The organism is Paenibacillus sp. J14, assembly GCF_000518465.1.
GTDB lineage: Bacteria > Bacillota > Bacilli > Paenibacillales > Paenibacillaceae > Fontibacillus > Fontibacillus barengoltzii.
Window position 1 is genome coordinate 40,616 of sequence record NZ_JADQ01000011.1, and the last position, 23,159, is coordinate 63,774.

General features: G+C 47.0%; 20 protein-coding genes. All 20 read right to left on the bottom strand.

Annotated features, from left to right (window positions below; all coding sequences use genetic code 11):
• Nucleotides 1-40 precede the first annotated feature (40 nt).
• A complete protein-coding gene (locus M891_RS23390) occupies nucleotides 41-4,558 on the bottom strand; it encodes an IPT/TIG domain-containing protein (protein WP_051416852.1) in 4,518 nt (1,505 codons plus the stop codon).
• Between the two features lie 16 nt (nucleotides 4,559-4,574).
• On the bottom strand, nucleotides 4,575-4,907 hold the full coding sequence (locus M891_RS0105625) for a hypothetical protein (RefSeq protein WP_028538136.1): 333 nt from the start codon (nucleotides 4,905-4,907) through the stop codon (nucleotides 4,575-4,577).
• Nucleotides 4,900-5,286: a flagellar export chaperone FliS gene (fliS, locus tag M891_RS0105630; protein WP_028538137.1), complete on the bottom strand. Its 387-nt coding sequence runs from the start codon at nucleotides 5,284-5,286 to the stop codon at nucleotides 4,900-4,902. The genes M891_RS0105625 and fliS overlap by 8 nt, the downstream gene beginning before the upstream one ends.
• 59 nt (nucleotides 5,287-5,345) lie before the next feature.
• Nucleotides 5,346-6,791 carry a flagellar filament capping protein FliD gene (fliD, locus tag M891_RS0105635; protein ID WP_028538138.1) on the bottom strand — a complete coding sequence of 482 codons (1,446 nt, stop codon included), beginning with the start codon at nucleotides 6,789-6,791 and terminating at the stop codon, nucleotides 5,346-5,348.
• 15 nt (nucleotides 6,792-6,806) lie between these two features.
• The gene (locus M891_RS23395) at nucleotides 6,807-7,139 is read right to left on the bottom strand and encodes a flagellar protein FlaG (RefSeq protein WP_127576022.1); all 333 of its coding nucleotides are present in this window, start codon (nucleotides 7,137-7,139) and stop codon (nucleotides 6,807-6,809) included.
• 75 nt (nucleotides 7,140-7,214) lie between these two features.
• A complete protein-coding gene (locus tag M891_RS0105645; protein WP_028538139.1) occupies nucleotides 7,215-8,066 on the bottom strand; it encodes a flagellin N-terminal helical domain-containing protein in 852 nt (283 codons plus the stop codon).
• Between the two features lie 162 nt (nucleotides 8,067-8,228).
• Nucleotides 8,229-8,468 (bottom strand): carbon storage regulator CsrA, encoded by a 240-nt coding sequence (gene csrA, locus M891_RS0105650; protein ID WP_028538140.1) that lies wholly within the window; start codon nucleotides 8,466-8,468, stop codon nucleotides 8,229-8,231.
• Nucleotides 8,446-8,904, bottom strand: coding sequence for a flagellar assembly protein FliW (gene fliW, locus M891_RS0105655; RefSeq protein WP_028538141.1), 459 nt, complete (start codon nucleotides 8,902-8,904; stop codon nucleotides 8,446-8,448). Before fliW ends, csrA begins: the two co-directional genes overlap by 23 nt.
• A 79-nt stretch (nucleotides 8,905-8,983) precedes the next feature.
• Nucleotides 8,984-9,556, bottom strand: a complete 573-nt coding sequence (locus M891_RS0105660) for a DUF6470 family protein (protein ID WP_028538142.1) — start codon at nucleotides 9,554-9,556, stop codon at nucleotides 8,984-8,986.
• Nucleotides 9,557-9,566: 10 nt separating this feature from the next.
• Nucleotides 9,567-10,469, bottom strand: coding sequence for a flagellar hook-associated protein FlgL (gene flgL / locus M891_RS0105665; protein ID WP_028538143.1), 903 nt, complete (start codon nucleotides 10,467-10,469; stop codon nucleotides 9,567-9,569).
• Nucleotides 10,470-10,487: 18 nt separating this feature from the next.
• Entirely contained in the window at nucleotides 10,488-12,053 is a 1,566-nt protein-coding gene (flgK, locus tag M891_RS0105670; protein ID WP_028538144.1) for a flagellar hook-associated protein FlgK, read from the bottom strand.
• Between the two features lie 25 nt (nucleotides 12,054-12,078).
• Complete coding sequence (locus tag M891_RS0105675) at nucleotides 12,079-12,579, bottom strand: flagellar protein FlgN (RefSeq protein WP_028538145.1); 501 nt, start codon at nucleotides 12,577-12,579, stop codon at nucleotides 12,079-12,081.
• Entirely contained in the window at nucleotides 12,576-12,869 is a 294-nt protein-coding gene (locus tag M891_RS0105680) for a flagellar biosynthesis anti-sigma factor FlgM (RefSeq protein WP_028538146.1), read from the bottom strand. The genes M891_RS0105675 and M891_RS0105680 overlap by 4 nt, the downstream gene beginning before the upstream one ends.
• Before the next feature lie 132 nt (nucleotides 12,870-13,001).
• On the bottom strand, nucleotides 13,002-13,418 hold the full coding sequence (locus tag M891_RS0105685) for a TIGR03826 family flagellar region protein (RefSeq protein WP_028538147.1): 417 nt from the start codon (nucleotides 13,416-13,418) through the stop codon (nucleotides 13,002-13,004).
• Between the two features lie 112 nt (nucleotides 13,419-13,530).
• Nucleotides 13,531-14,268, bottom strand: coding sequence for a ComF family protein (locus tag M891_RS0105690; protein WP_051135020.1), 738 nt, complete (start codon nucleotides 14,266-14,268; stop codon nucleotides 13,531-13,533).
• Between the two features lie 517 nt (nucleotides 14,269-14,785).
• Nucleotides 14,786-16,909 carry a DEAD/DEAH box helicase gene (locus tag M891_RS25515; protein ID WP_028538149.1) on the bottom strand — a complete coding sequence of 708 codons (2,124 nt, stop codon included), beginning with the start codon at nucleotides 16,907-16,909 and terminating at the stop codon, nucleotides 14,786-14,788.
• A 725-nt stretch (nucleotides 16,910-17,634) separates the two neighbouring features.
• Nucleotides 17,635-18,054, bottom strand: coding sequence for a hypothetical protein (locus tag M891_RS0105705; RefSeq protein WP_028538150.1), 420 nt, complete (start codon nucleotides 18,052-18,054; stop codon nucleotides 17,635-17,637).
• 343 nt (nucleotides 18,055-18,397) lie between these two features.
• Nucleotides 18,398-19,126 carry a response regulator gene (locus tag M891_RS0105715; protein WP_028538151.1) on the bottom strand — a complete coding sequence of 243 codons (729 nt, stop codon included), beginning with the start codon at nucleotides 19,124-19,126 and terminating at the stop codon, nucleotides 18,398-18,400.
• Entirely contained in the window at nucleotides 19,119-20,291 is a 1,173-nt protein-coding gene (locus M891_RS0105720; protein WP_028538152.1) for a sensor histidine kinase, read from the bottom strand. Before M891_RS0105720 ends, M891_RS0105715 begins: the two co-directional genes overlap by 8 nt.
• 47 nt (nucleotides 20,292-20,338) lie before the next feature.
• Complete coding sequence (locus M891_RS0105725) at nucleotides 20,339-23,131, bottom strand: stalk domain-containing protein (protein ID WP_084628825.1); 2,793 nt, start codon at nucleotides 23,129-23,131, stop codon at nucleotides 20,339-20,341.
• Nucleotides 23,132-23,159: the final 28 nt, after the last annotated feature.

Genomic DNA, 23,159 nt, shown 5'->3' on the forward strand with positions numbered 1-23,159 from the left:
GGTATCCTTCAAAGGATACCTGTTGCTCTATAGCTATACATTACTTATACGTATAACCATTAATTATTACTTCGGATGATTGTCCATCAGGATTAACGACTCTGATATTAACAGGCTCCGCAACTGTCCAACGAGGGGTACGTGCCTTGATTTGAGACTTGGAATACACCGTCGATTGGATAAGGGTATCGTTGAAATACACCTGAGCACCTGTTACAAAGTTCTGACCTGTTATTGTAATTAGCGTTCCTCCTGTTAACGGACCTTCAGTTGGTGAAAGACTTGTTATCACCGGACTAGGTAAAGGCGGAGGTGCTAGATAGGTAAATCCAGATGGAACCGTAACCGATTTCCCAGTTGAATTAACCACTTTAATATCTACCGGTCCAGCCACAGTCCATTTTGGTGTGGAAACCTTAATTTGAGTCGAACTATATCTTGTAGCTTGAACCAAACTGTCATTAAAGTAAACTTTAACTCCAGTATCAAAGTTATTCCCCGACAGAGTAATAACTAATCCCCCAGTTAACTCTCCCTGGTTTGGAGTAACACTTTGGACCTCAGGTGTTGGAGGTTCTTTATATGTGAACCCGTTTACCAATTCAACCGACTCATTATTAGGATTTACAACTTTAATTGTTACTGTACCCGGTTGAGTCCATGAAGGAGTGTTAGCTTTAATCTGGGTCGAACTGTAAGTGGTCGATTGAAGAAGTACATCGTTAAAGTATACTTTCGCACCTGAAACGAAATTTTTCCCTGTTAGTGTAATTAGCAAACCACCAGTGAGTTCACCTTCACTTGGGCTTACGCTGGTAAGTTCCAATGGAGGTGGTGGTGGTGGTGCAAGGTAATTAAAACCGCCACTTAAAGTAGAAGATTGTCCATCTCCGTTCACTACTTTAACATCTACCGGACCGCTTGTCGTCCAGACAGGTGTTCTTGCCTTAATTTGTCCAGAGCTATATACAGTCGCTTGAACCTGCGTATCGTTAAAGTATACTTTTGCTGCAGTGTCAAAATTTTCTCCTACTAATGTGATAAGCAACCCTCCGGCCATTTCACCTTCATTTGGACTAATGCTTGTTAATTTGACGGGAGGTGGTGGCGGTGGTGTTTCAAATGTGAATGCTTGGGGCAATACTGCCGTTTGCCCATCTGGATTTGTCACACGAATATCTACAGTTTCAGCCGATTGCCATGCAGGTGTAGTAAATTTCAATTGCGTTGCAGAAACAAATGTCGTTGCGACCTCTAGACCGCCAACGTTTATTTTGGCGCCGTTAACGAAGTTATTGCCAGTGACTACAACGACTTTTCCACCTGTTATTAACCCTGTATTAGGGGTTACAGAAGTAAGTATTGGTGCAGGTGGTGGCGGTGGTGCAAGATAGTTGAATCCATTGCTAATAACTGAACTTTGCCCATCACTATTTACTACTTTGACATCTACAGTTCCACTTATCGACCACTTAGGAGTCTTAAGCTTAATTGTTGAAGAACTGTAGAAGGTAGATTGTACCAGTGTATCGTTAAAATACACCTTTGCCCCAGAATCAAAATTCTTTCCAGATAAGGTAACTAACAATCCCCCAGCCATTTCTCCTTCATTCGGGCTGACATTGGTTAACTCCATCGGCGGCGGCGGTGGTGGTGTTTCAAAAGTGAACGCTTGTGGTAAATCATCTGTTTGGCCATCCGGATTCGTCACACGTATATCTACGGTTTCTGCTGTCTGCCATTCTGGTGTTGTAAACTTCAATTGCGTTGCAGAAACGAATATAACCGGAATCTCTTGATTGCCTAGCGTTAGTTTCACACCGTTCACAAAGTTCGATCCATTTACTGTTACTAGGGTTCCCCCCGTAACCAAACCGGTTGTGGGAGAAATAGAACTTAATACCGGAGCTGGCGGTGTCAAGTAATTGAACCCCTTTTCTAACAAAGCAACTTGTCCATCATCGTTGATTACTTTTACATCTACTGCGCCAGGTAATACCCATTTTGGGGTTACAGCTTTAATTTGGGTTTTGCTGTACACAGTGTATTGAATTAAAGTGTCATTAAAGTAAACTTTAGCCGTAGTATCAAAATTCGCGCCTGTAATTGTGATGACTAGGCCTCCATCTAACTTCCCTTCATTCGGAGTTATGCTTGTGATCTCCGGAGCTGGTGGAGGAGGCGGTGTCTCGAACGAGAACGCTTGTGCTTTTGTTACGGCTTGTCCATCAGGATTCGTCACTGTTACATCTACAATTTCTGCAGATGCCCAAACTGGTGTAGTTATTTTTAATTGTGTTGATGAAACGAATGTCGTGGCAATCTCTTGATCTTTTAATTTAACCTTTGCCCCGTTGATGAAATTAGAACCATTCACCAATACTTCGGTGCCCCCCGTAATCAACCCATGATCAGGGCTCACAGAGCTGATTATCGGTGCGGGAGGTGGAGGAGGCAATATATAGTTATACCCTTTTTCTACTAGTGCTGTTTGTCCATCAGGGTTTTCAATTTTTATATTGACAGATTCTGCATTTGACCATTTAGGGGTCCGGATCTTAATCACAGAACCACTATAAAAAGTAGTTTGTGTCACCAGTGTATCGTTAAAATAAACTTTGGCTCCACTAAGGAAATTGGAACCATTCAATGTTACTAAAGTATCTCCTGTTGTAAAGCCTTCATTAGGCTGGATGGAGGTGATTTCAGGTTTCGGCCACTTGTATGTATAACCTTCGGCCTGTTCAATAAATTGACCGTCTGGATTTACAATTTTGACGGTAACGGCCTCTGCCTTACTCCAACTCGGAGTTAATATGGTAATTGTTGTGTCATTAACATAGGTCGATGGTACGACCTTATTATTGAAATAAACTTTGGTACCTGTTTTAAACCGGCTCCCAGTTAGTGTTACCGACTCTCCCCCCGTGGTTAATCCTTCATTGGGAGATACCGATACTAATTCAGGGCCAAGAATATAGCTATACGCAGCATCTAATTTAGCGCTTAAGCCATCTGAATTTGTTACCTCAACGGCAACTGTTTCCGGAATTGAAGTAGCAGGTGCCTTTACAACTATTTTAGTCGGTGTGATTGAAATAACATCTGCAGTTTTTTCACCCATTTTAACTTGTGCACCTGTCAAGAAATAGTTGCCTTGGATGGTTACTTCATTATTACCCGCTAACGGGCCTTCATTAGGAGTAACTTTTGATATTACTGGAACAGCATAATAGTTATATGCTCCTGTTGCAGTTTGACCGTCATCATTGATCACAGTTACTTCAACTGTCCCTGGAACTCCCGCCGGAGTTGTGACAATCAATTCTGTCGAACTATTAAATTGTACCGAAGGTGCAAAATTTTTCCCGAATTTAACTTTTACATTCGGACGGAAATTCTCCCCAGTGATTACTACAGATTCTCCACCTTCGAATGGACCGCTATCCTTAACAATTGAGGTTATGATTGGAGCCTTATATTTTACTTCAATTTTAGGATTCCTAACATCATATTCGTGAGGTACACCTAAATAATCGTCATACTTAACGTGAATGTCTTCTGCCCCAACTGAAATCAAACCTGTATTGGAGCCTAACTTATGACGTATTTTATACTTGAAACTCAAAGCATCTTTCTTGAGTTCATTGAAGGTCCATGTTAGTGTATTTCCATTAACAATCGGTTGTGGTATATTATCTTGGTAAGAATTAGGAACAATCTCAAACTCTGGGGCTACCGTGTCCGTAACCTTGACATTATAGGCACTAGCCAATCCAATCTCGTCTACGATGGCTGCATAAATTTCGGCTAAGCCTACAGACCCCAGTACAAAATGGTGGTGGTGAGCTGTTGTTGCCATATCTTTCAACAGCAAGTTAGGAGCACTTGTATCTGGGTTTTCATTTGGAAGCAAAAGTGCTATCGTATAGAATACGACGCCTTCTCCCTTTGCTGAATTCGCCTGTTCCAGAGCTACTTGGCGAGCATACGAATCTGGTGAAGGTTCGGTAGCTTGTCCGTCGGTCATGAGCACAATAACTGGTTGGGCTTCCGCTCTATGATTTCTTAGAAGTTCTTGCGCCAAGGCTATTGCGTCCCTTGTACCAGTGCCTCCACCAGCGGTTATTTTATCTATATAATTTTTCAATTCTGTAGGATTATCAGAGAGATCGAAGGACTTTTCATCACTTGCGAAATCCACAATGCCAACCCGATGCTTCGTAAAGTCCACAAGGTCAATAAATCCTTTGGCCGCATTCTTGGCATTTTTCATCTTATCTTCGCCGTTATTCGGCCCATAATCTGCCGCCATACTTCCCGAACGGTCGATAATTAAAATGATATCATTCGGTTTTATTACGGTTACATCCGGAGAACCTATGACATCTAGTTGAATCTCAGCCTCTTCCCCCTCAGTTATTTGAGTCGGATTAACTACTTTTGTTACTGTCACACTTCCACTTGCCGCTTCAACAGAAGAAACAAGCGGTAATTGTGATATAAGCAACACAGTAGTTAGGACAAGGCATAACAGCCTGGAATAGCCAAATTTCATATTCACTCCTCCTCTTTTATTTTTTAAAATCTACAAAAAAAGCGCCGACATCATTGGCATTATATTTCCCATAATCCTGTGTCACTCGCTTTTTTCTATTAAACATAATAATCTCCTGACCCAATTTTTCCTTCTCTAACGTAATAAAATGAATGATTTGCTCATGCAGTTCTCGAACCTTATCTAGAAATTCCAAATCTCCCTCTGTTCTTTTCATCCCATTAATCTCGTTATACAATTGATCTAGAATACTAGCATATTTCTCATATTCTTCAAAACTATGCTTTTCTAGTATTTGTTCATAAATTTGCATGAGTTCAACAAGCGGGTTGAACCTCTGACTAGACATTTTCTTGGCCTACCTTTAAAGAGTGCATTGCCTTTTTCCAAGTTTCAGCAAGTCCCCGTGCAAATTCCAATACATCATCCAACATAGGCTCTTCTCTTTTAATCATAAATCTAGCAATATGTCCGTTATAGAACTCGTACAGTCGATACAGATCTTTAGCAATGGGATAATCCATATTCAACGTAATCATCAGTTCGCTAATAATGGACCGAACTTTATGCAGGGATTCATTCATTGCTTCGTACTGTTTTTGAGCATATTGGGATTTTGCTAAAAGTAATGATTTAACCATTCCCTGATATAGCATTAAAGTCAATTCACCAGGACTGGCTGTCTCAACTTGAACCTTCAAGTACTGCTGTTGAATTGCGTTTTGCATCGTTACCTCGCTCCATCAATCATTTTATTGGTAGAATAATTGCGTCAGTAAATTTTGACTTAACTCATCGAAGCAAATATTGAACTCTGGCTATTTAATTTTTGCAATGCTAGTTCCATGGCAGAGAATTGCTTGTAGTATCGATCTTCAATATCAAGTAGTTTTGATTTCCACTTTGCCTCTTGGGCATTCAGTTCTTTGAGTTCTTTGCCCATAATACTATCATCAACTGTTTCAGCCAAACCGGTACTTCCGATTTTTTTCTTAATTGCTGCCAATTGGTCATTAGCAATATTATATAGTCTGTCTGAAATAGATAGGTTAGTTTTTCCTTGTACTTCGGTAAGTGTTGAACCCGAAGCAAACAACCGTTTGACCTCATCAAAGTGATTATTCACGGCGTCCATTAATTTAGCCTCATCAATCTCAAGCTTCCCATTCTCCGTATATGCAGACTTTACTTTAATGCCAATTTGCGAAAGCAAAGAAATCTCACCAGCTGCTGCATTAAGAGGTGTATTTAAGCTATTACGCATGGAAGACAAGGTATCTTTTAATATTGAGTCATTGTACAATGTACCTTCCTTTGCTTTAGCCTCCCATTTTTCGATTTGACTTTCGCTCATTGCTTCCTTTTCCTCATCAGTAAGCGGAGCATAGTCTCTATTTTTCCTCGTTGTTGTTGCAGTAGAGAATGCATCGATCAAAGCGTTATATTGCTCAACAAAGTTCTTAATCTTATCAACCACTCCGCTACGATCAGTAACTGATCCGATAGAGGCTTGTCCTTTACCTTTTAAAACAACCTGAGTTCCGTTAATAAATACAGAGTTTGATGAAGAAGTTAGTGACACTCCGTTAACAGTGTATACAGCATCGCTTCCTTTATCACTCGTTGAAGCAAAACCAAACAATGCTATATCACCGGAGACATTTACTTCAGCTGCTCCCCCTACATCTGTACTTGATAAATATAAAGCACCGCTATTAGGGTCGTAGCTGGCAGTCACTCCGGTTACACTTGAATTGTTGTTGATACTCTTTACAATGGAATCAATTGTAGAATTACCGGCAGTAAAACTGATATCCACGTTCCCTTTGGAGCCCTTTACATTAAAAGTCCCACTAGTGGCTACAGGTGTAGTGGAAGAACCCGTTACCTTACCGACAATCATTGCTGATTCGGCCAATTCAGTAACCGTTACATTGCTTGTTCCAACATTTTTACCTGACGAAGTGATCTCCAGCACTGAGGTGTTCGATGATGTCGATGTTGTTTTTTCATAGTTACTCTCAAATCGAAGTTCATTGATAGTATTTTTAAACGATAGCAGTTTTGTATTCATCGACATATAATCTTGTCTTTTCCACAAAGTGAACTGCTTCTTTTTAAGGATATTATCAAGGGGTACTCTTTCTGCGGCCATCAATTTCTGTATGATACTTTCCGTGTCGAGCATTCCACTAAAACCGGTCAGACGACTTGGGGAGCTTATACTTGCCATCCCTGCATACCTCCTTTACATCTTTTCGTCAACAAAAATACCAACCTTTTGACTAAGGTTATACATAACATCGAGCATTTTCTCGCTCGGGATTTCCCGGACGACCTCGTTCGTTTCATCTTTCAACACTACAACCATAATCGTGTTGGTTTTTTCGTGAACCTTAACTCGAATATAAGTACCGGTTTCTTCAAGCTTTTTGTTCACTTTATCGACAAGTTTCGGTATAGAATGCTGTTCATTTGAAAGAGGAACCGAATCAGCCATTTTTTCCACAATCTCCTCATTTGAGAGACTCTTGAACCATGGCATTAAGGATGTCGATGATGAATTTGGATCAACTCTCACCTTTGTATCCCCCTAATTCGATTATTGGTCTATACTAAAAAAACCGGCCGGTTTCCCGGCCGGCTCTGTTGCAGATTAACGAAGAAGTTGCAGAACACCTTGAGGTTGCTGATTCGCTTGAGCCAACATTGCTTGAGCTGCTTGTTGCAGGATACCGTTCTTCGTGAATTCCGACATTTCTTTCGCCATATCAACGTCACGGATACGCGATTCAGCCGCTTGAAGGTTTTCAGCAGTTGTTCCCAAGTTGTTGATCGTATGTTCCAGACGGTTTTGAACAGCACCGAGATTAGAACGAAGCTCGGATACTTTGTTAATAGCGGATTGAACTTTATCCAGGTTTGCGCTGGCAATGGAGTTCAGAACTGTCGCCGAATTACCGGAAGTAAGAGTCAACAAGCCCGCTGTAGCATCCATGTTAACTCCCAGTGCAGTCGCAGTAGCGGAAGAAAGCGAAAGGCCAATAACTTCGCCGCTGTTTGCGCCAACTTGGAAAGAGATCGATGTTGTTGTTCCGTCAAGAAGTTTCTTCGTATTGAATTGAGTTTGAGAAGCGATAGAACCAATTTGAGCGGACAGTTGTGCAATTTCGTCATCGATTTTCTTAGCATCAGTTGTTGTCAGCACTTCGTTTGCGCCTTGTACGTACAGCTCAGCCATACGTTGCAGCATAGCATGAGTTTCGTTCAAAGCACCTTCAGCTGTTTGGATCAAGGAAATGCCATCCAAAGAGTTCTTGTTAGCTTGTTCCAAACCACGGATTTGGTTGCGCATTTTCTCGGAAATCGCCAGACCAGCTGCATCGTCAGCAGCACGATTGATTCTGAAACCAGAAGACAATTTCTCCAAAGATTTGCTTTGAGCATTGTTGTTAATGGTCAATTGACGTTGTGCATTGTAAGAAGAAATATTGTGGTTAATACGCATAATAAAAATCCTCCTTGGAATGTACTGGTGTTTAGCATCCTTGCTTACACCCTTTTTTGGTCGATACATGGTGTACGGCCGTCAACACCATGCCTTTCGTCCCATGATATATATATCGGACAAGACTCAATATTGTTTATAGCTTTTTTGTTTTTTCAAAAATTATTTCTTCGTTGGAGGCACCATTCGCTTAAGTAATTCAGTCTGATTTCCAATTGACTCAACAGCAGCTTCTTTATTTTGCTTTTGAATCAATTCGTAAATTTCCTCCCGATAGATTGTCACCTGATCCGGTGCCTCTATACCAATTTTAACTTGATCTCCCAAAATATCGATAACCGAAATGGCAATATCTTGATTGATTATGATCTTCTGCCCTTTATTTCTCGATAATATCAGCATGCTGCCCCTCCTGTTTTCGAAGGTCCATGATTGAATAACGAGGCCCATAAGCCGAACGTTCGAGCACAATTTGAGCAGCAAATAAGGTATCTATGTTCATAATTAGAGGTGCCTGTAAATTTATAGTGATATCAGAGATTGATCTAGCCGTTACAATTGAGCGTACAACAACTTGCTCCTCCTTCTGGATTTGAAGCAACTCTAACCATCGCTTATCGATGGTAAAATCATACTCGGGACAAAACAGAAACGGATCTGTTGTGATAAAAACCAAATGTTCATCTTCTGTTGATTGGATATATTCGAATGTTTCTGCTACCCCAGGCAAAAGAACAAACTTCTCATAATTTTCGAACCCTAAAATAGGGGATTTGAAGTGCCATATGTCCTCTTGCTTCACACTAAACTCACCAAATCTGGATGATTGAATTTTCAACGGAATACCCCCTGCTTGAAAATAAAAAAGCTATACATGAAGCACTTTCTAGCGTTCATTATAGCTATTTGCAAAACACTTAGACAACCTCATCTAAGTTCCTTCCGGTTGCTGTGATAAATATAAAGTTTTTTTGAATTAGATAAGGATTTACCTTGCCAGGATAATAATCGATAATCGGCTTATGTGTCTCCGGTTCTGCAGTTACCTTCTTCGGAAAATAACTAATCGATAATGTACCAGGAGTATATGTAATGTCGACATTGTCATATCTCGCTTCTCCCCTGAATTCAATAGGCCGATCCTTAAACGCATTCTGTCGAGCAATTTCTGCGAATGCATTTCCCGGAAGATGAATAGCCATCATTCGATCACCAGCCTGGGCAATCTCTGCAATATTCTGCATTGAAGATTCCAAGGCACTCTGTGAGATCCGATCACAAAACTCGTCAATCTTTGCTCTCCCAAGGGCTGACCAAGCTTTTCGCTGGTCAATATCCAACGAACTTTTTGTGCGTTCAATTGTCAATTCCCCGAGTTCTTGATGAAGATTCATCGAAGGTTTAGGTTGCTTAATACTCCACTGTCCCTTAGTCGTCTTAATGGCGATACGGCTGAAACCCTGGTGAATTTGTATTTGAGGAATATTCAAAATCTCACCCCTAATTCAAAAAATCAACCAAGCTAGGCCGAATAATTCTAGCCATTGTATCCAACGATGCCTGATATATACTTTCAGCGGTTTTAAGCTCTGTAATTACAGAAGCCATATCGGCATCCTCTGTTTTTGACTGCAATGAAGTATAATTGAGATTCAAGTCGCTGAGACGGTTTAAGGTAAATGTCAATCGGTTTTGCTTACCACCGACTTCAGCTTGGGCGGTAATCACATTCTCGAGATTCTTCTGAAGAGCTGGAATAATGTTTTGAATGGCCGTTGTTCCTGTTGGGCTTGTATCCGCTAATGCCTGTTTGAAGTTGTCAATAACTGCAAAGAGCCCTTCCGGATCTCCCGATACTCCAAACACCTTATCCCCCTGTAAATTCACGGGAATATATATTCCCGCACCGATCTGATACCGCATCTCTCCTTGATCCAAACTATATGCTGTATTAGCTGGATCGCTTGGATATGGCTGTTCATTCACGCGTTCCCCGTTAAAGATGTATTTCCCCTTGAATTGAGAATTGCCGAGGGAAACCAGTTGCTTGTAAAGCTGATCCACTTCTTGAGCTATATTATTTCTCGCATCAGCCGGGACGGTATCCGTTCCACCTTGCACCGCGAGTTCAGACAAACGCTGTATAATTTGCGTTGTTTCCGTTAATACGCTATCCGTAAAAGCCATCCAAGAATCCGCATCTTCCACATTCTCTTCAAACTTCGTAGTCGAGCTAATCTCTGCCCGATATTGCAAGGCGCTTGCGACGCCAACTGGATCGTCGGAAGGACGGTTGAGGCGACGGTTCGTCATCATTTGCTCCTGATACTTGTCCAAACGTCGGTAGTTATTTTGCAGATTGCTCATCATGGATCTGCTCATCATCGATTGAGTAATACGCATTTGTCATTCATCTCCTATCTACCGCCCGACTACACCGGTACCATTAATTAGTTTATCCAACATCTCGTCAATGGTTGTAATCACACGAGAGGATGCACTGTAGGCATGCTGGAATTTGATCATGTCCGCCATTTCTTCATCAAGCGATACACTACTTACGGCCTGTCGCATACTATCAGCATGATCGGACAACAACGTGCCGTTCTGAACCATACGGTAAGCGTCGTCCGAATCCGTACCTAATTGAGCTATAACCGATTGAAGATAGCTCCCAAAGGTACCTTCATTAGTAAGCGCACCGTTCTGAGTACTGTAATCAAACTTCCCTTCGGATAGTGAAGCGATGAGCAAAGCAAGGTCTCCGTTCCCTTGAAGCACTTTCTCCGTTACAACACCGTTCACTGTTACCTGCTCTGTGCGCATCGATGCCGCTATATTAGCAAGATTAGCTTGAATTTCCGGGTTAACACGAATATTAGCCGCTGTAATAGCTCCGCCATCGCTAGATACAAAGAAATCTTTCCCCACGGTCGCTGGCTCCTGGAGAGTGTACCCCAACTTATGCAGACCATTTAACCCATCAACGGTATATTTAATATCCTGCATCAATTTCCGCGGGTTGGCTGGATCCATTTGGGCTCCAGGAATTGTAACGCCATCCGGCAAAATAGATCCGGCAGGTAATGTGACTTCAATTTTACCTGTTGCCAAAGTGTTTGCCATCACATTCATTTGGTTAATGTAGCCTTGAACAAATACATCACGAGATTCAATATATCCTGCAATCTCACCCTTGGTGAGAGACGCTGTATTAGCCAAAGTAAACTCTACTGGTGCCTGCGTACCATTCACAACTAGTACATCACCAAACATAACCTGATAGTTATCATCAGTTTCTGTAACCTGGACATTGCCTAAAGAAGATAATTGATCCACGAGTAAGTCCCGCTGATCTCGCAGATCGTTTGCGTTATCCCCCAAACCTTCCACTCGATTGATCATTATCGTCAAGTCGGAGATTTGTTGAATCGTATTGTTAGCTTCAGCCACTTTCACATCAATTCGCTGAGTAATATTGCTACTAAGCGTATTTAATTGTGATGCAATATGATTGAAAGTTTCGGTCAAAGCAATTGCTTTCTGCTGAACGACTGTACGTGAGGACAAGTCCGAACTACTGGGGTTTTTGCTCAATTGTTGCCAAGCGTTCCAAAACTCCGAGATACTTGTGGCGATGCTGTTTTCAGAAGGTTCGTTGAAGATCCCCTCAATATTGGACAGTGCCTCTTGTTTAACATTCCAAGTGGATAGATCTGAATTTTGATTCCGATACTCAATATCGAGCAGAAAGTCGCGGATTCTTCTGATACTGGTAACTTCTACACCCATGCCGAGTTGGTTGGGGTTTGTTGATTTGGTTAATCCTGGGAACTCAATGGGTCTTGCCGCTGCCATTTTCGCAACTTGACGAGAGTAGCCAGGTGCATTGGCATTCGTAATATTATGACCAGTTGTGGCAAGTGCTGTTTGCTGTGCCAGAATTCCTCGCTTGCCCACTTCGAGCGTATGAAAAGTCGATCTCATAATTTACCTCGCTTCCTGTCGTCCCTTATGCTCTAGTATCGAAATAACTTCTATTTTTCTTCGTAGCCTGTTGTTTCGTTGGATCAGTGTACATCAATTCGTCCTCAGGCAGGCTTGTTAACAGATTCAAGCTATAATCAATAAACGTAAGCGACTGCTCAATTAGCTCTTTATTAATAGCGTTAAGACGTTTCAATTCTTGTAATGTTATTGATAATTGCCTCTGTGCGTCCAAAAGCATCTGCTTCTCCTCGGTATCAAATACCAAGCGACTCATTTCCGTGATCGTAAGGTTTAATTGTGAGCGAATTCCCTTCTCCTTCAAAAACCGGAATACGGACTCCTCACGCAGTTCGTCTAACTCAGCTGCTTGTTTCAGCAATCGGGTTTCCTTGGTCATGACTTGAGTCAAACCAGCCACATCATTAGCCATAATCGCTTTTTGCTTCTCAGCCCCAAGTTCAATCAAGGTGCGGTACAACTCGTCCAAATGTCGCAATGCGTCGACAACTTGTTGTACACTCATTCTTTTTCACCTGATTCGATAAACGACTTAAAGTATGGAGCTAGCTTCTCTGCGATTTTCCCGGCTTCCACATGGTATGTCCCCGACGACACCTCTTCCTTCAATTTGGCAATCCGTTCAATACGCTGAGGGTCCTGAACCTTTTTATATTCCTCAAGCATCCCCTTAGCCTCCAATGAGATGGAAACTTGGTCTACTTGTTTCTTTTTTGGTAAATGGTTGTCACGATTTTCAATATTTCGTAGATATGGATTAATTCCGCCGATTCTTCCCGTTTCATTGATTTTCAACTTACATTCACCTCGCTTCAAATAAAAAAGCCGATAATCTTTACTAAGTTTATCGGCGTTGGTTTAGGCTTTTTTAATAGCGAACGATTGGAGCTTAAAGAATATTATGCCAAAGAAACAGGGTTTTAGTCATTAAGGACTACGGAATTTGTCGATTGCATTGTAAGCACCATTACCGCGCTTATCGCCAAATTCCTGGCCATTCTGAGAGTCCTCTCTAGCTGCTGCAGCAAAACCACGTACAAGACGGGTGCGGCAAGAATCACACATATTTCCATCCCGAATTAATACCCCACATACTTCGCAGGGATACATCATGTTCGGGTTATTTGCAACGGAAATACGACCTTCTTTTATGAATTTAGTGATTTGACGAATAGAAACACCAGTTGCTTCATGAACTTCCTGGATTGTGGCCATTTTCTCTTCACGCAAATATTTCAGGCATTTTTCGTACTCTTCTTCAATTTCCTTGATACAAGAAGGACAAATATCTCTGAAATTATTGGCAAACAATCTCCCGCAGCGCGGACAATTCTCTAGATTGATCCCCATATGCTTCGACGTCCTTTCAAGAATCGCTTCGTTTGATGCTAGATTACCTCATTTATGGGGGGTTCGTCTATACATTTGATGAGAAGAATTAGGAAGTTTACATTTTCTAGGATCGAGCCCAAGTCAAACAATAAACTTCGGCGCGGCGACCTATGCGTCCACAAAGCTCATGAAGTACGCGGGAGCAAGCCTCAAGCGTGCTTCCTGTTGTATAGACGTCATCGACCAATAATATACGTACCGGCTCGGGCGACCGATCCGAAAGGATTTGGAAAAAAGGATCTGGCTTTGTATCATCATAAAAATGGGGTTTCCTCATGGAGACCTGCGGGTTGGCACACACGTCCCCTCCAATCACCCAACCCTGAGGCGCCGCCCAATAGGGGGATTTGGTGCGATTCAACTTCACTTCGTTTATCGCTGTTAATAGTTTGTCTGCGGCAAGCGCAGACGGGCGGAAAACATCATGCAGATCATGGAGACGCTCCCAGCGGGTTTTGAAGCTTTGTTTCTCAGTATGGCGGGAACGTTCCAGCAAATGCAGTAGAGGAATTCGGCCAGCAGTCGCAGCACCATAGGCCAGACGGGCGGCTTGATTGAATCCCCGTTCCTGCATGCGTTCGCTGCTGACTGGAACGGCGGTGACTGCATGGAAACGAAAAGAAGTTTCGCCGATTTTATTTTTGCTTATGACACCTGTTTCTTCTAGCTCCTTCACCATTTGCCGATAAGCCACCCCCGTCATCCGAGCTAGAATCGTGCCATAGGTTTCATTTCCACGGTATTTATATTGAGCAAGCCACTCGCGCATCATCGGGTTATAGGTAACAGCACTTCGATTCATCACGAAGCTACGGGGAGCTTGCCCCTTCCGGGTGCAATCCGGGCACCCCATCGACCGACCACAAATTTGGCAGCGCGGGCTTTTGATCCAAGGGATCGAGAGATAGCAGGATAAGCATATTTCCGGATAGCCCCGCACTCGCTCGGATATTGTCTTGCCGCACGTTAAGCAAGGAATGGAGGGAGGTGCCAACAATTGATGTAAAGGTGTTAATAACCCATTCCAGGAAAAGCTTTTCTCCTCACTAAAGCAATAAGTGCTGGAGGACACAGGGTTTGACAAGAAATCATCCGCAGAACAGATCTCGGTTGCCGCTTGTGCTCCTATTCCCGCTGAAGTAGACCGCCCAGACCTAATTCGAGCATAGGTATTCTCGTCGAAATGCCCTGAAAACAATCTGCCGACGGATTGTCCTTGGGAATTTGGCTTAGGATATCGGAACTTGACCGCCCCACGCCGATTTCGGTTTCGCGTGCTTGAACCGTCATTCGCAACACTCTGGGATGACTTCATCATATTATTGAACCTCCTTTACCTTTATAAAGCCGTTTTTGTAAGCAGCCGCGTTCATCATTCGGATTTGCCGAATCGCATCACGTTGTGACTTGGTCCACGCCGGTGCGGCAAACACAACCTTTCCTTTCGGATCGTCCTTGGAGCGGCCAGCTCTCCCTGCCATTTGGACCAAAGAGGCTTCATCAAACAAATCGCTGTCCGCATCCACTATGTATACATCGCTTTTAGGTACGGTAACGCCACGCTCTAGTATCGTAGTCGTCACCAGCATGCGAATTCGTCCTTCCCGAAAAGCGAGCACTTTCTCATTCCGGTCTGGATCTATAGAAGAAGTCCCTTCAATAGGGAGTCCCGGAAAATAAGTGCGTAAAAGCTCGGTAAAAGCCGCAATTTGACGAATTCGGGTTACGAAGAGAAAAATTTGTGCCCCACGTTGAACGGAATGGCGCAGTAAGTGAAGTAAAGCAGGGGGCAAAACGCGGCGGCGGAGACAAGCCTCCACGCTCGCCATAGTAATTCTCTCAGGAACCGGTAACGGATAGCCGTGATATCTTGCCGGCACTTTAGCATGCGGCAGCCGGCCCGCCCGAATCTCTCTTCGCATTCGCGCAGGCGGTGTCGCGGACAACAAAATAAAACGGCCCCCCGGTTTGCAAGCGGCCTCCGCTGCATAGTTCAACATCGGATCATTGTGATAGGGAAAAGCATCCAGCTCGTCAATCACGACCAAATCAAACGCCTGGTAAAACCGCATCAGTTGATGGGTTGTAGCCAGTATTAACCGCGCTTCTTCCCATCGCTGCGGGCTTCCTCCATATAAGACTGCCATCGGCTCCTCGGGAAAAGCCTTCGCCACCCGTGGGGCCAACTCCAGCACGACATCACGGCGTGGCGTCGCCACCAGCACCCGGCCGCCGCTATCCAATGCATAGCGCAGCAGCGGGAAAATCATTTCGGTTTTGCCGGCGCCGGTTACGGCCCAGAGTAGGAAGCGTGGCGGACGGGACCTGGTTTCCGTCCGGCGCAAGGGGGAACGCCGCGAGGCCAGAAGAAGAGCCGGCCTTCCGTGAGCCGTTGCTGCCCCTGGCCGCTGCGCAGCAGCTTCCTGCGCTTGCGCCAGGAAGCGCAGCGCCTGCCCCGCCGCGCTGCGCTGGGCGGGGCTCAGCCCCCACCGGTCCAGCAGGGACCCGGTGGGGGCCAGGCCCGCGGCCGTGCCGCCCCCGGCACGCGGCGGCACGACGCCCGCGCTGCTGCCGCGCAGCAGCAGCGCGCAGGAGCGGCTGCGCCCGAGCGCGAGGCACGCCTCGCAGTAGGCGCAGCCGCGAGAGCCGCACGACCCGCAGGGCGTGCGGCGATGCACCCCGCTGCCGCAGCGCCGGCAGCGGGAGGTTCGGGCCCGGCGCCAGCGCGGGCCCGGGTTTTGGCGGGCGGAGGCCACGCCCGCCGTGAGCTGCACGCGCCCTTGCAGGTGCGCGTGCTGGAGGGCGGAACGCCAGACCGGGGCAAGGCCCGGCAGGCGTTCCGCCAGCAGCTGCTGGAGCTCGGCCTCCAGCAGCGAGCGGCCCGCCAGCGCAGCCGCCAGGCGCTGCGCCGCTTCGGCGAGCTCAGCCAGCTCGCCGCCCATGTCCTCTCGCTGTTGCTTTTCCAGCCCCGCGCCGCTCAGGTCCGCTGACAGTTCCTTCCCCTGTCTCACGCCGCCCCGATCCATCAACCTTATTTCCGTCCTAAGATCCTCATGATCCTCGTCATTCCCGCGATGGTTAAACATCCGTCCCCATGCCGTGACTTGGCCATCCTTCACCAGCCACCCCCGGTGCCGACCTACCAGGGCACCCTCATCTAACGGCTCAGCCGGATGAATGAGCTTCGCCTCCGCTTTAATCTCTTCCTGCAAAACCTGCAGCAAAAAAAGATCCCATTCCTGCTCTGTCCACCGATCCATCTCACGGAATGCCTTGAAGGAATCTCTAGCCTCAACCGCCCAACCGAACGGTAATCCTTCGGATAATAAATAGATTGCGTGCGCCTCTCGATCGAGCCACCACAACAAGTCAACGTGCAAATCTAAGCTAACACGAAGCTGCCATCCAGATTTAGTGCGTACGGCATACAGACTCCCTCTCACAATTTCCACCGTCCTCCTAATTTCTAACATCTTTATCCATATTTCAACAGTTTTCGGATAATTCCTCTTTTTCAGATCTTAGTTTTTTCAATTTCAAAATATCTCCGATACTTCGACTTCTTTCACCAAAATCCTCACACCTTCTGTCGCATCTTGGGCCCTATCAAGTTCCCCTATTGAGTTGTCCTGATGACCCGGAGATCCCTTTTCATTCGTAACGGAACTGAGCGACCTTATTTGCCTATTTCCCCGCTATTTCCCGGGCTAACGGAACCAGCAGACCTTATCCGACCAAAAAGAGAACAAAACTCCCATGTATAGTGCAAATAAGACCTCCTCGTTCCGTTAAAATCCCTCGTCTTGTAATTCCAGGCTAATAACGCCCCTGTGTTCCGTTAGAACGGCTGTCCGCCTCACGCCAGGTGCTCTTTACCCTTTACCCACTACAAATTGCTCATGAATTCCACCGAATGGTGCCTAACATCATCCAGCAGTCATGCTCACTCCCTGCCCCATCCGCTTCACACCACTGATCACCCCCTATCACTTCCAATGTCACTTCTTGATGCTCCTTCTCCTGCGCACCCAATCCTCCTCCATGCACCATCGCCCCCATCTCACCCGTAAAAATGCAAAAAAGCACACTCCTCGGCTTCTCGCCATAAAAGAGTGTGCTTCACACTTTAACCTGCGCAGTGCTATGCGCCTGCCTAGTCATATGTTGTTTACACATGGACATATGGAATTTTGTCCGCCTCCCGCGGTACGCGAAGGTCGATGCAGATCGGCGCATCCTCAGCCACCGTGGCCGCATACGCTTCCACATCCTCTTGCCGTACCACAGCCAAATCGATAACGGTGAGTTCCATTCCGCCTTGCTTTTGGAGCTTCCGCAAGATTGCCAGCGTATCGTCCTGCGAGCTCTCGTCCAATACCGTCACCCGTAGTTCTAAACCGCGCAGCCGCGCATACCACGAGAGCGCTCGCAAATACCATTCCATTTGGTTCTCATGATTGCTCGTCACCAAAATATAATGAACCCTGCGATTTTTCCGATTTCCTTGCTGAACTATTCCATGCAAAACATGGACCAACGCCGCAGCCAAGCCGTAGCTGAGAAGGATCCAGCCAATATAAGAAACCACCGTACCCACCTCCCTTATAGCGACAATATATGCCGCCGCCAAGAGGTCGGTTACTGGGCTCGCATGGAAGGAGCCGCAGAGCAAGGTATATCAACAAATCCGTTAGCCTTCCACCCACTATGTATATTGGCCGGTGCCGTTCGTTCGAGAGGCGTTAATGATGCAACCGGGACACCAAATGCTGCCCAGACTCCGGATGTAACGGCAACATCGCCTCACTTTTCAAGATCATGAATAAAATGGTAACCCCGGCCACAAAGAGCCTCCCGCCCGAATCCCGCCAAGCCCTTCAAAACCAGCCACGGGACGGTTAGGCAATTTCGAGTGACCCAGCCCAGCTATCTTATAGGGTTACCCAGCCGAACTTAATCGCATTAATAACCGCTTGGGTGCGATCATCGACGTCCATTTTTTGCAAAATACTGCTGACATGATTCTTAACCGTCTTCTCACTAATAAACAAATGTTCGCCAATCATCTTGTTGCTGCGGCCTTCCGCCATCAAGCGAAGCACTTCGGCCTCCCGGCGGGTCAGCGGGTTGTCGTCACCAGCTACGAATTTCACGCCCGCTTCGCGGATCGCTGTATCCTCGGCTATCGCTCCTGTCTCGCTCAGGTATTCCATCCGGCGCAGCTGCTGAATCAATTTGCCCGTTACCTTCGGATGAATGAACGCATTGCCCTCCGCGACCGTACGAATCGCATTGATCAGGGACTCCGCCTCCATATCCTTGAGCAGGTAACCTGTCGCACCTTTGCGCAACGTTTCAAAAACATAACTCTCATCGTCATGAATCGACAGAATGATGACCTTCACGTCCGGCAGCGCCTCGCGCAACTCGGCCGTAGCGTCCACGCCGTTCAGCAACGGCATGTTAATGTCCATCAGTACAATTTCCGGCTGAAGCTGCAAGCAGCTTTCCAGCACCTGGGCGCCGTCGCCGCATTCGCCAACGACTTCGATGTCTTCCTCCATATTCAAAATCCGCTTCATACCCTCACGAAATAACTGGTGATCGTCCGCCAGGAGAACTTTAATCACTTGTCTGGTTCCACTAGTAAGACTATCCATCCTGGTACTCCTTTCTCTTATCTGAGTTGGTTGGGATATGAATGATGATTTTCGTGCCCAAGTTGGCCGCCGATTCAATTTCCATCCGGCCTTCGAGCAGCTCCACTCTCTCCCGCATGCCAATCAATCCAAAGTGCGTATGCTCTTTCGTCTTCTGTTCCAGTTGGTCCACTTTGAAGCCTAACCCGTTGTCGGTTACCACAATACGGATCATTTGTGCCTGGTACGTGATTTCAACGCCCACATAAGTTGGAAAAGCATGCTTCGCCGCATTGGTCAGCGCTTCCTGTACCAGCCGGAAGATCGCTGCCTCCATCGGAGAGGACAACCGGTGCTCTTTGCCCCGGGTTTCAAAGGTTGCTCTGATTTTCGTTTTTTCTTCGTAGTCATGTACATACTTCCGCAGCGTCGGAATCAATCCCAGATCATCCAAAGCCATCGGCCGCAGATTAAAAATAACCTTCCGCATCTCTTCCAAACTCGAGCGGACCTGCGCTTTCAAATCTACTATTTCGTCATGTACTAGTTTAAATTCCTGCTTAGCAAGCATTCTTTCTACAATTTCCGTCCTTAGCACTAGATTCGCCAGCAGCTGGGCAGGACCGTCGTGAATCTCGCGGGAGATCCGTTTGCGCTCCTCTTCCTGAGCCAAAATAATTTTCAATCCGATCAACTGACGGTTCTTCGCAGATTCCAAAATCCGGGTCACTTGTCCTAATTCACCGGAAAAATACTCCAGCACAACACTCATCTGCGAGCTGATCGTTTCGGCGCGCTCCACCGACTTCTCCACGTTGCGTGCACGCTTCTGCAGTTCGTCGCGGCGAGCCTTCAGATACATTTCCTTCTCCCGGTAAATGAGCAGGTCGAGCTGGAGCTGGGTTGCTTTTTCATAGGCTTGCTTAATATCTTCCTCGGTATAACGCACGAAGTCCCGGCTGACTTCCGTCAGCCGGATGCGGGATTTCCGGTAGTTGATCTCGAGCTGGTCTACCTTCTCTACCGTTTCCGCCGTTTCCTTCATGACATTTTGCAGCTCGTTGTTGAGCATCTTCAGCTCATTGCGGGCCGAATCTAGTATTTCCAGGATCTGCAGCTTGCTGTCTTTCAATACGCTTACGGCGTTATTAATAACGCGATCTATGGCATCTGCTTGAAAATCCACACAATCCTTCTCCGTTTCTTAGTCCGTATAGTCCCAGACTAATCATATCATGATTCGAGGGTAATGGATTTGGTTTTCTTCTCCCAATTTACGCCAATTCCAAGCTGTTCGGAGACCAAACGTAATGGGACTAAAGTCCTTCCGTTAACAATAATTGGAGAAACCTCCGCTTTGGAAGAGACCCCGTTAAGCAAAAATGTCTTCTGCCCCACCGTCAGCTCCAATACCGTAGCACCGCGGGTTACCGTGATTTTTTTGGCTGCCCCGTTCCAAGCTGCGTTCCCGCCAAAGACGTCCAACACGTACTTGATCGGCACGTAGGTCGTGTTGTCTTTGAGCAATGGCGCAACTTCCAGGTTTTGCTTCTTCCCGTTTACCGTCATCGACTTCTGGCCGATTACCATCACTGCCTTCGCGCTTGGGAAATCTTGGTTGCTGCCGCCGGATGCAGGAGCCGTAAACCGTACATTGTCAAAAGATACGCTGCCCGTCAGCGCCCGTTCGTCCTGGCCTTCTTCGACGTTTACGACATAAAGCCGCTTCAGCTTTGCCGGGAATTTGATGTTATTTGCGGTCAGATCCGCCGTCAGCGTCTTCCAGCCGGTGTAATCCATCGGACGCGCGAGGTCGATGTAAACTGGCTTGCCGTCCGCGTCAGACAACTCGGCGCGCACCCAGTTCAGACTCGCATCGCCTAGCACATCCACCGTCAAGGTCGTTGCGTTGTCCGGGATCGCTCTGCCGCTCGTGCCGTTAAATTGGGCATAAGCAAACTTGCTGCCGGAACCGCCGGTCAGATCGTAATCTAGCTTCAACACCTTGGAGTTGGCGCGCTCGCCGGTTCCTTGCACAATGCTTACCGATCCTTTCGCTTCAGCCGGAAGACCGGTGAAGGAAATCGGGTAGGCGACGTTTTCGAAGCTTTCCCAGATCGTTTCGGTGGAAGCAGACAGCACGACCGGTGTTCCGTTAAAGCCGTCATAGACGGGCGTCGCATACGCAAACTTCGCCCCATTGTTCACGGATTGGACTGTCAGCACGCCGCCTTGTACGCTGGCTTTCATACCGCTGAACGTCCATTTCACCGATTCCGCTGGAACGTCAACCGTACGTCCATCCTTCAGCTTGGCGGTTACGGCGACCGTTACGCTGGTTCCTGCTTGCAGCGGAGCAAACGTTGTGCCCGGCGTCAGGCTTTCCAGATCCGTGCCGCCCAGCACCTTCACGTCCATGCTGGTTTTCGCTTGCCCGCTGGTGGCGGTAATTTTGGCGGTGCCCGCCTTCACGCCTTTAAAGCCGCTGTCGGTCCATACCACGTTGCCGTTGCTGGCTTGCCACGAAGCTTGGATGCCGCTCGTATCGATCGGATTGTAGTACGTATCATATCCTTTCAAAGCGTACGGCACAGTTTGCCCGATGAACAACGTGGAGGAGCCGCTGACTTTGAGACCAAGCAGCGAACCTTGCGGTGCCGTCGTAAATACGCCAAGCCCGTTGGCAACCGCGCGCTGCCCCGCCGCCCCGTTGGACGTCGTAAAAGTGAGCTGCGGCGTCGTTTCCGCCAGCGGCCGCGTGACCATCGTTGTGGAGCCGCCGCCGTCCAGGTTCAAGCCTTTCCAGACACCGATTCCCGTCATGAAGCCTTGCAGCTCCTTCAAGGTGAGGCCGGTGCTGTTGCTGTTTTTCTCGGCGGTAATGATATAGGCCGTTTTCCCGTCTTTGGAGTAACCTACTGCGGTCCGTGCCACGGCGCTGCCTCCGCTGATCGATGTCGTTGAACGGGTAAACGCCGATGCTTTGCCTTGGTCGACCAATAGCGTGTGGCCGCCAATCATCATTTTCAGATCCGCCGGGTCTACGAGTTGCCCGTCAGTCAAAGATTGCAGCTGATAGACTGTATCCACGCGCTGACCGACTTGCAGGTGAGCGGCTACATAGTCCGCCGCCGTGCCATGCGCACGCAAAATATACCCATCCGCCGGCACCGGTCCCGGAATCGCCGCTTTGATGGAGATTTGCGTAATCACGCCACCTTGCACCAGCACTTCGGTTGGCGTTGTCGAGCTGGCTGCCGGACGTTCCTCCGATTTCCAGGCACTCGTATAAATAAACATTTTATTCACGTGGCTGTAGGCCTTATCTGGCTCGGTCATATAGGATTCCTGGTTGATGCCCGCAAGCGGGAACGTCGAACCGTCCTCGGCGAACACCGTACCGCTGAAGCCAAAACGGTCGATCAGCGGGGTCCCGTCATTGCGCACGGCAAAAGCATACATCCCCTGCAGCTGGGCTGGGCTGGTAACAACGGTCCCTTTCGACACCGCCGGTCCCATCGGAACGCCTTGGCCGCCGGTCGCAAAGAAATCACCGTTCACCCCGGCGACAGCCCCGGTTTCCTTGACCATCCCTTCCACGCTTTGTCTCGTCGTTACTTGTCCCCCTTTGCCGGTCATCACGTCCAGCTGGACGTAAGGATTCGTCAAATCCACCTCAATGACATCGGTCAGCACCTTCACCGGTTTGCCCGACCGGGTCACCGTGTACTCGTATTTCACGAGCTTGGCCCCCGACGTGATCATTTCTTCGCTAAGCTTCACCGTTTGGCTTGCTGCTGCTTCCGCAGTCAAAGCCGGTCCCGCGATCGGTCCAATGCCAATCACAGGCTGAATCCATATCAATCCCGCCAGCGTGACAAGTGCGATGCGTTTGCCGCTCTTTGCCACCAGGTGGGCCAACTTCGAGTTTTGACGTTCGACAACTTCCAGATCCGTATTCACTTGGGTTTGTTTCGTTCCGGTTTCGTCTCTTCTGACTACCATTTTGTTAGACAACTCTCCCATCTGTTCATGCTTCTAACGTGCTTCTATA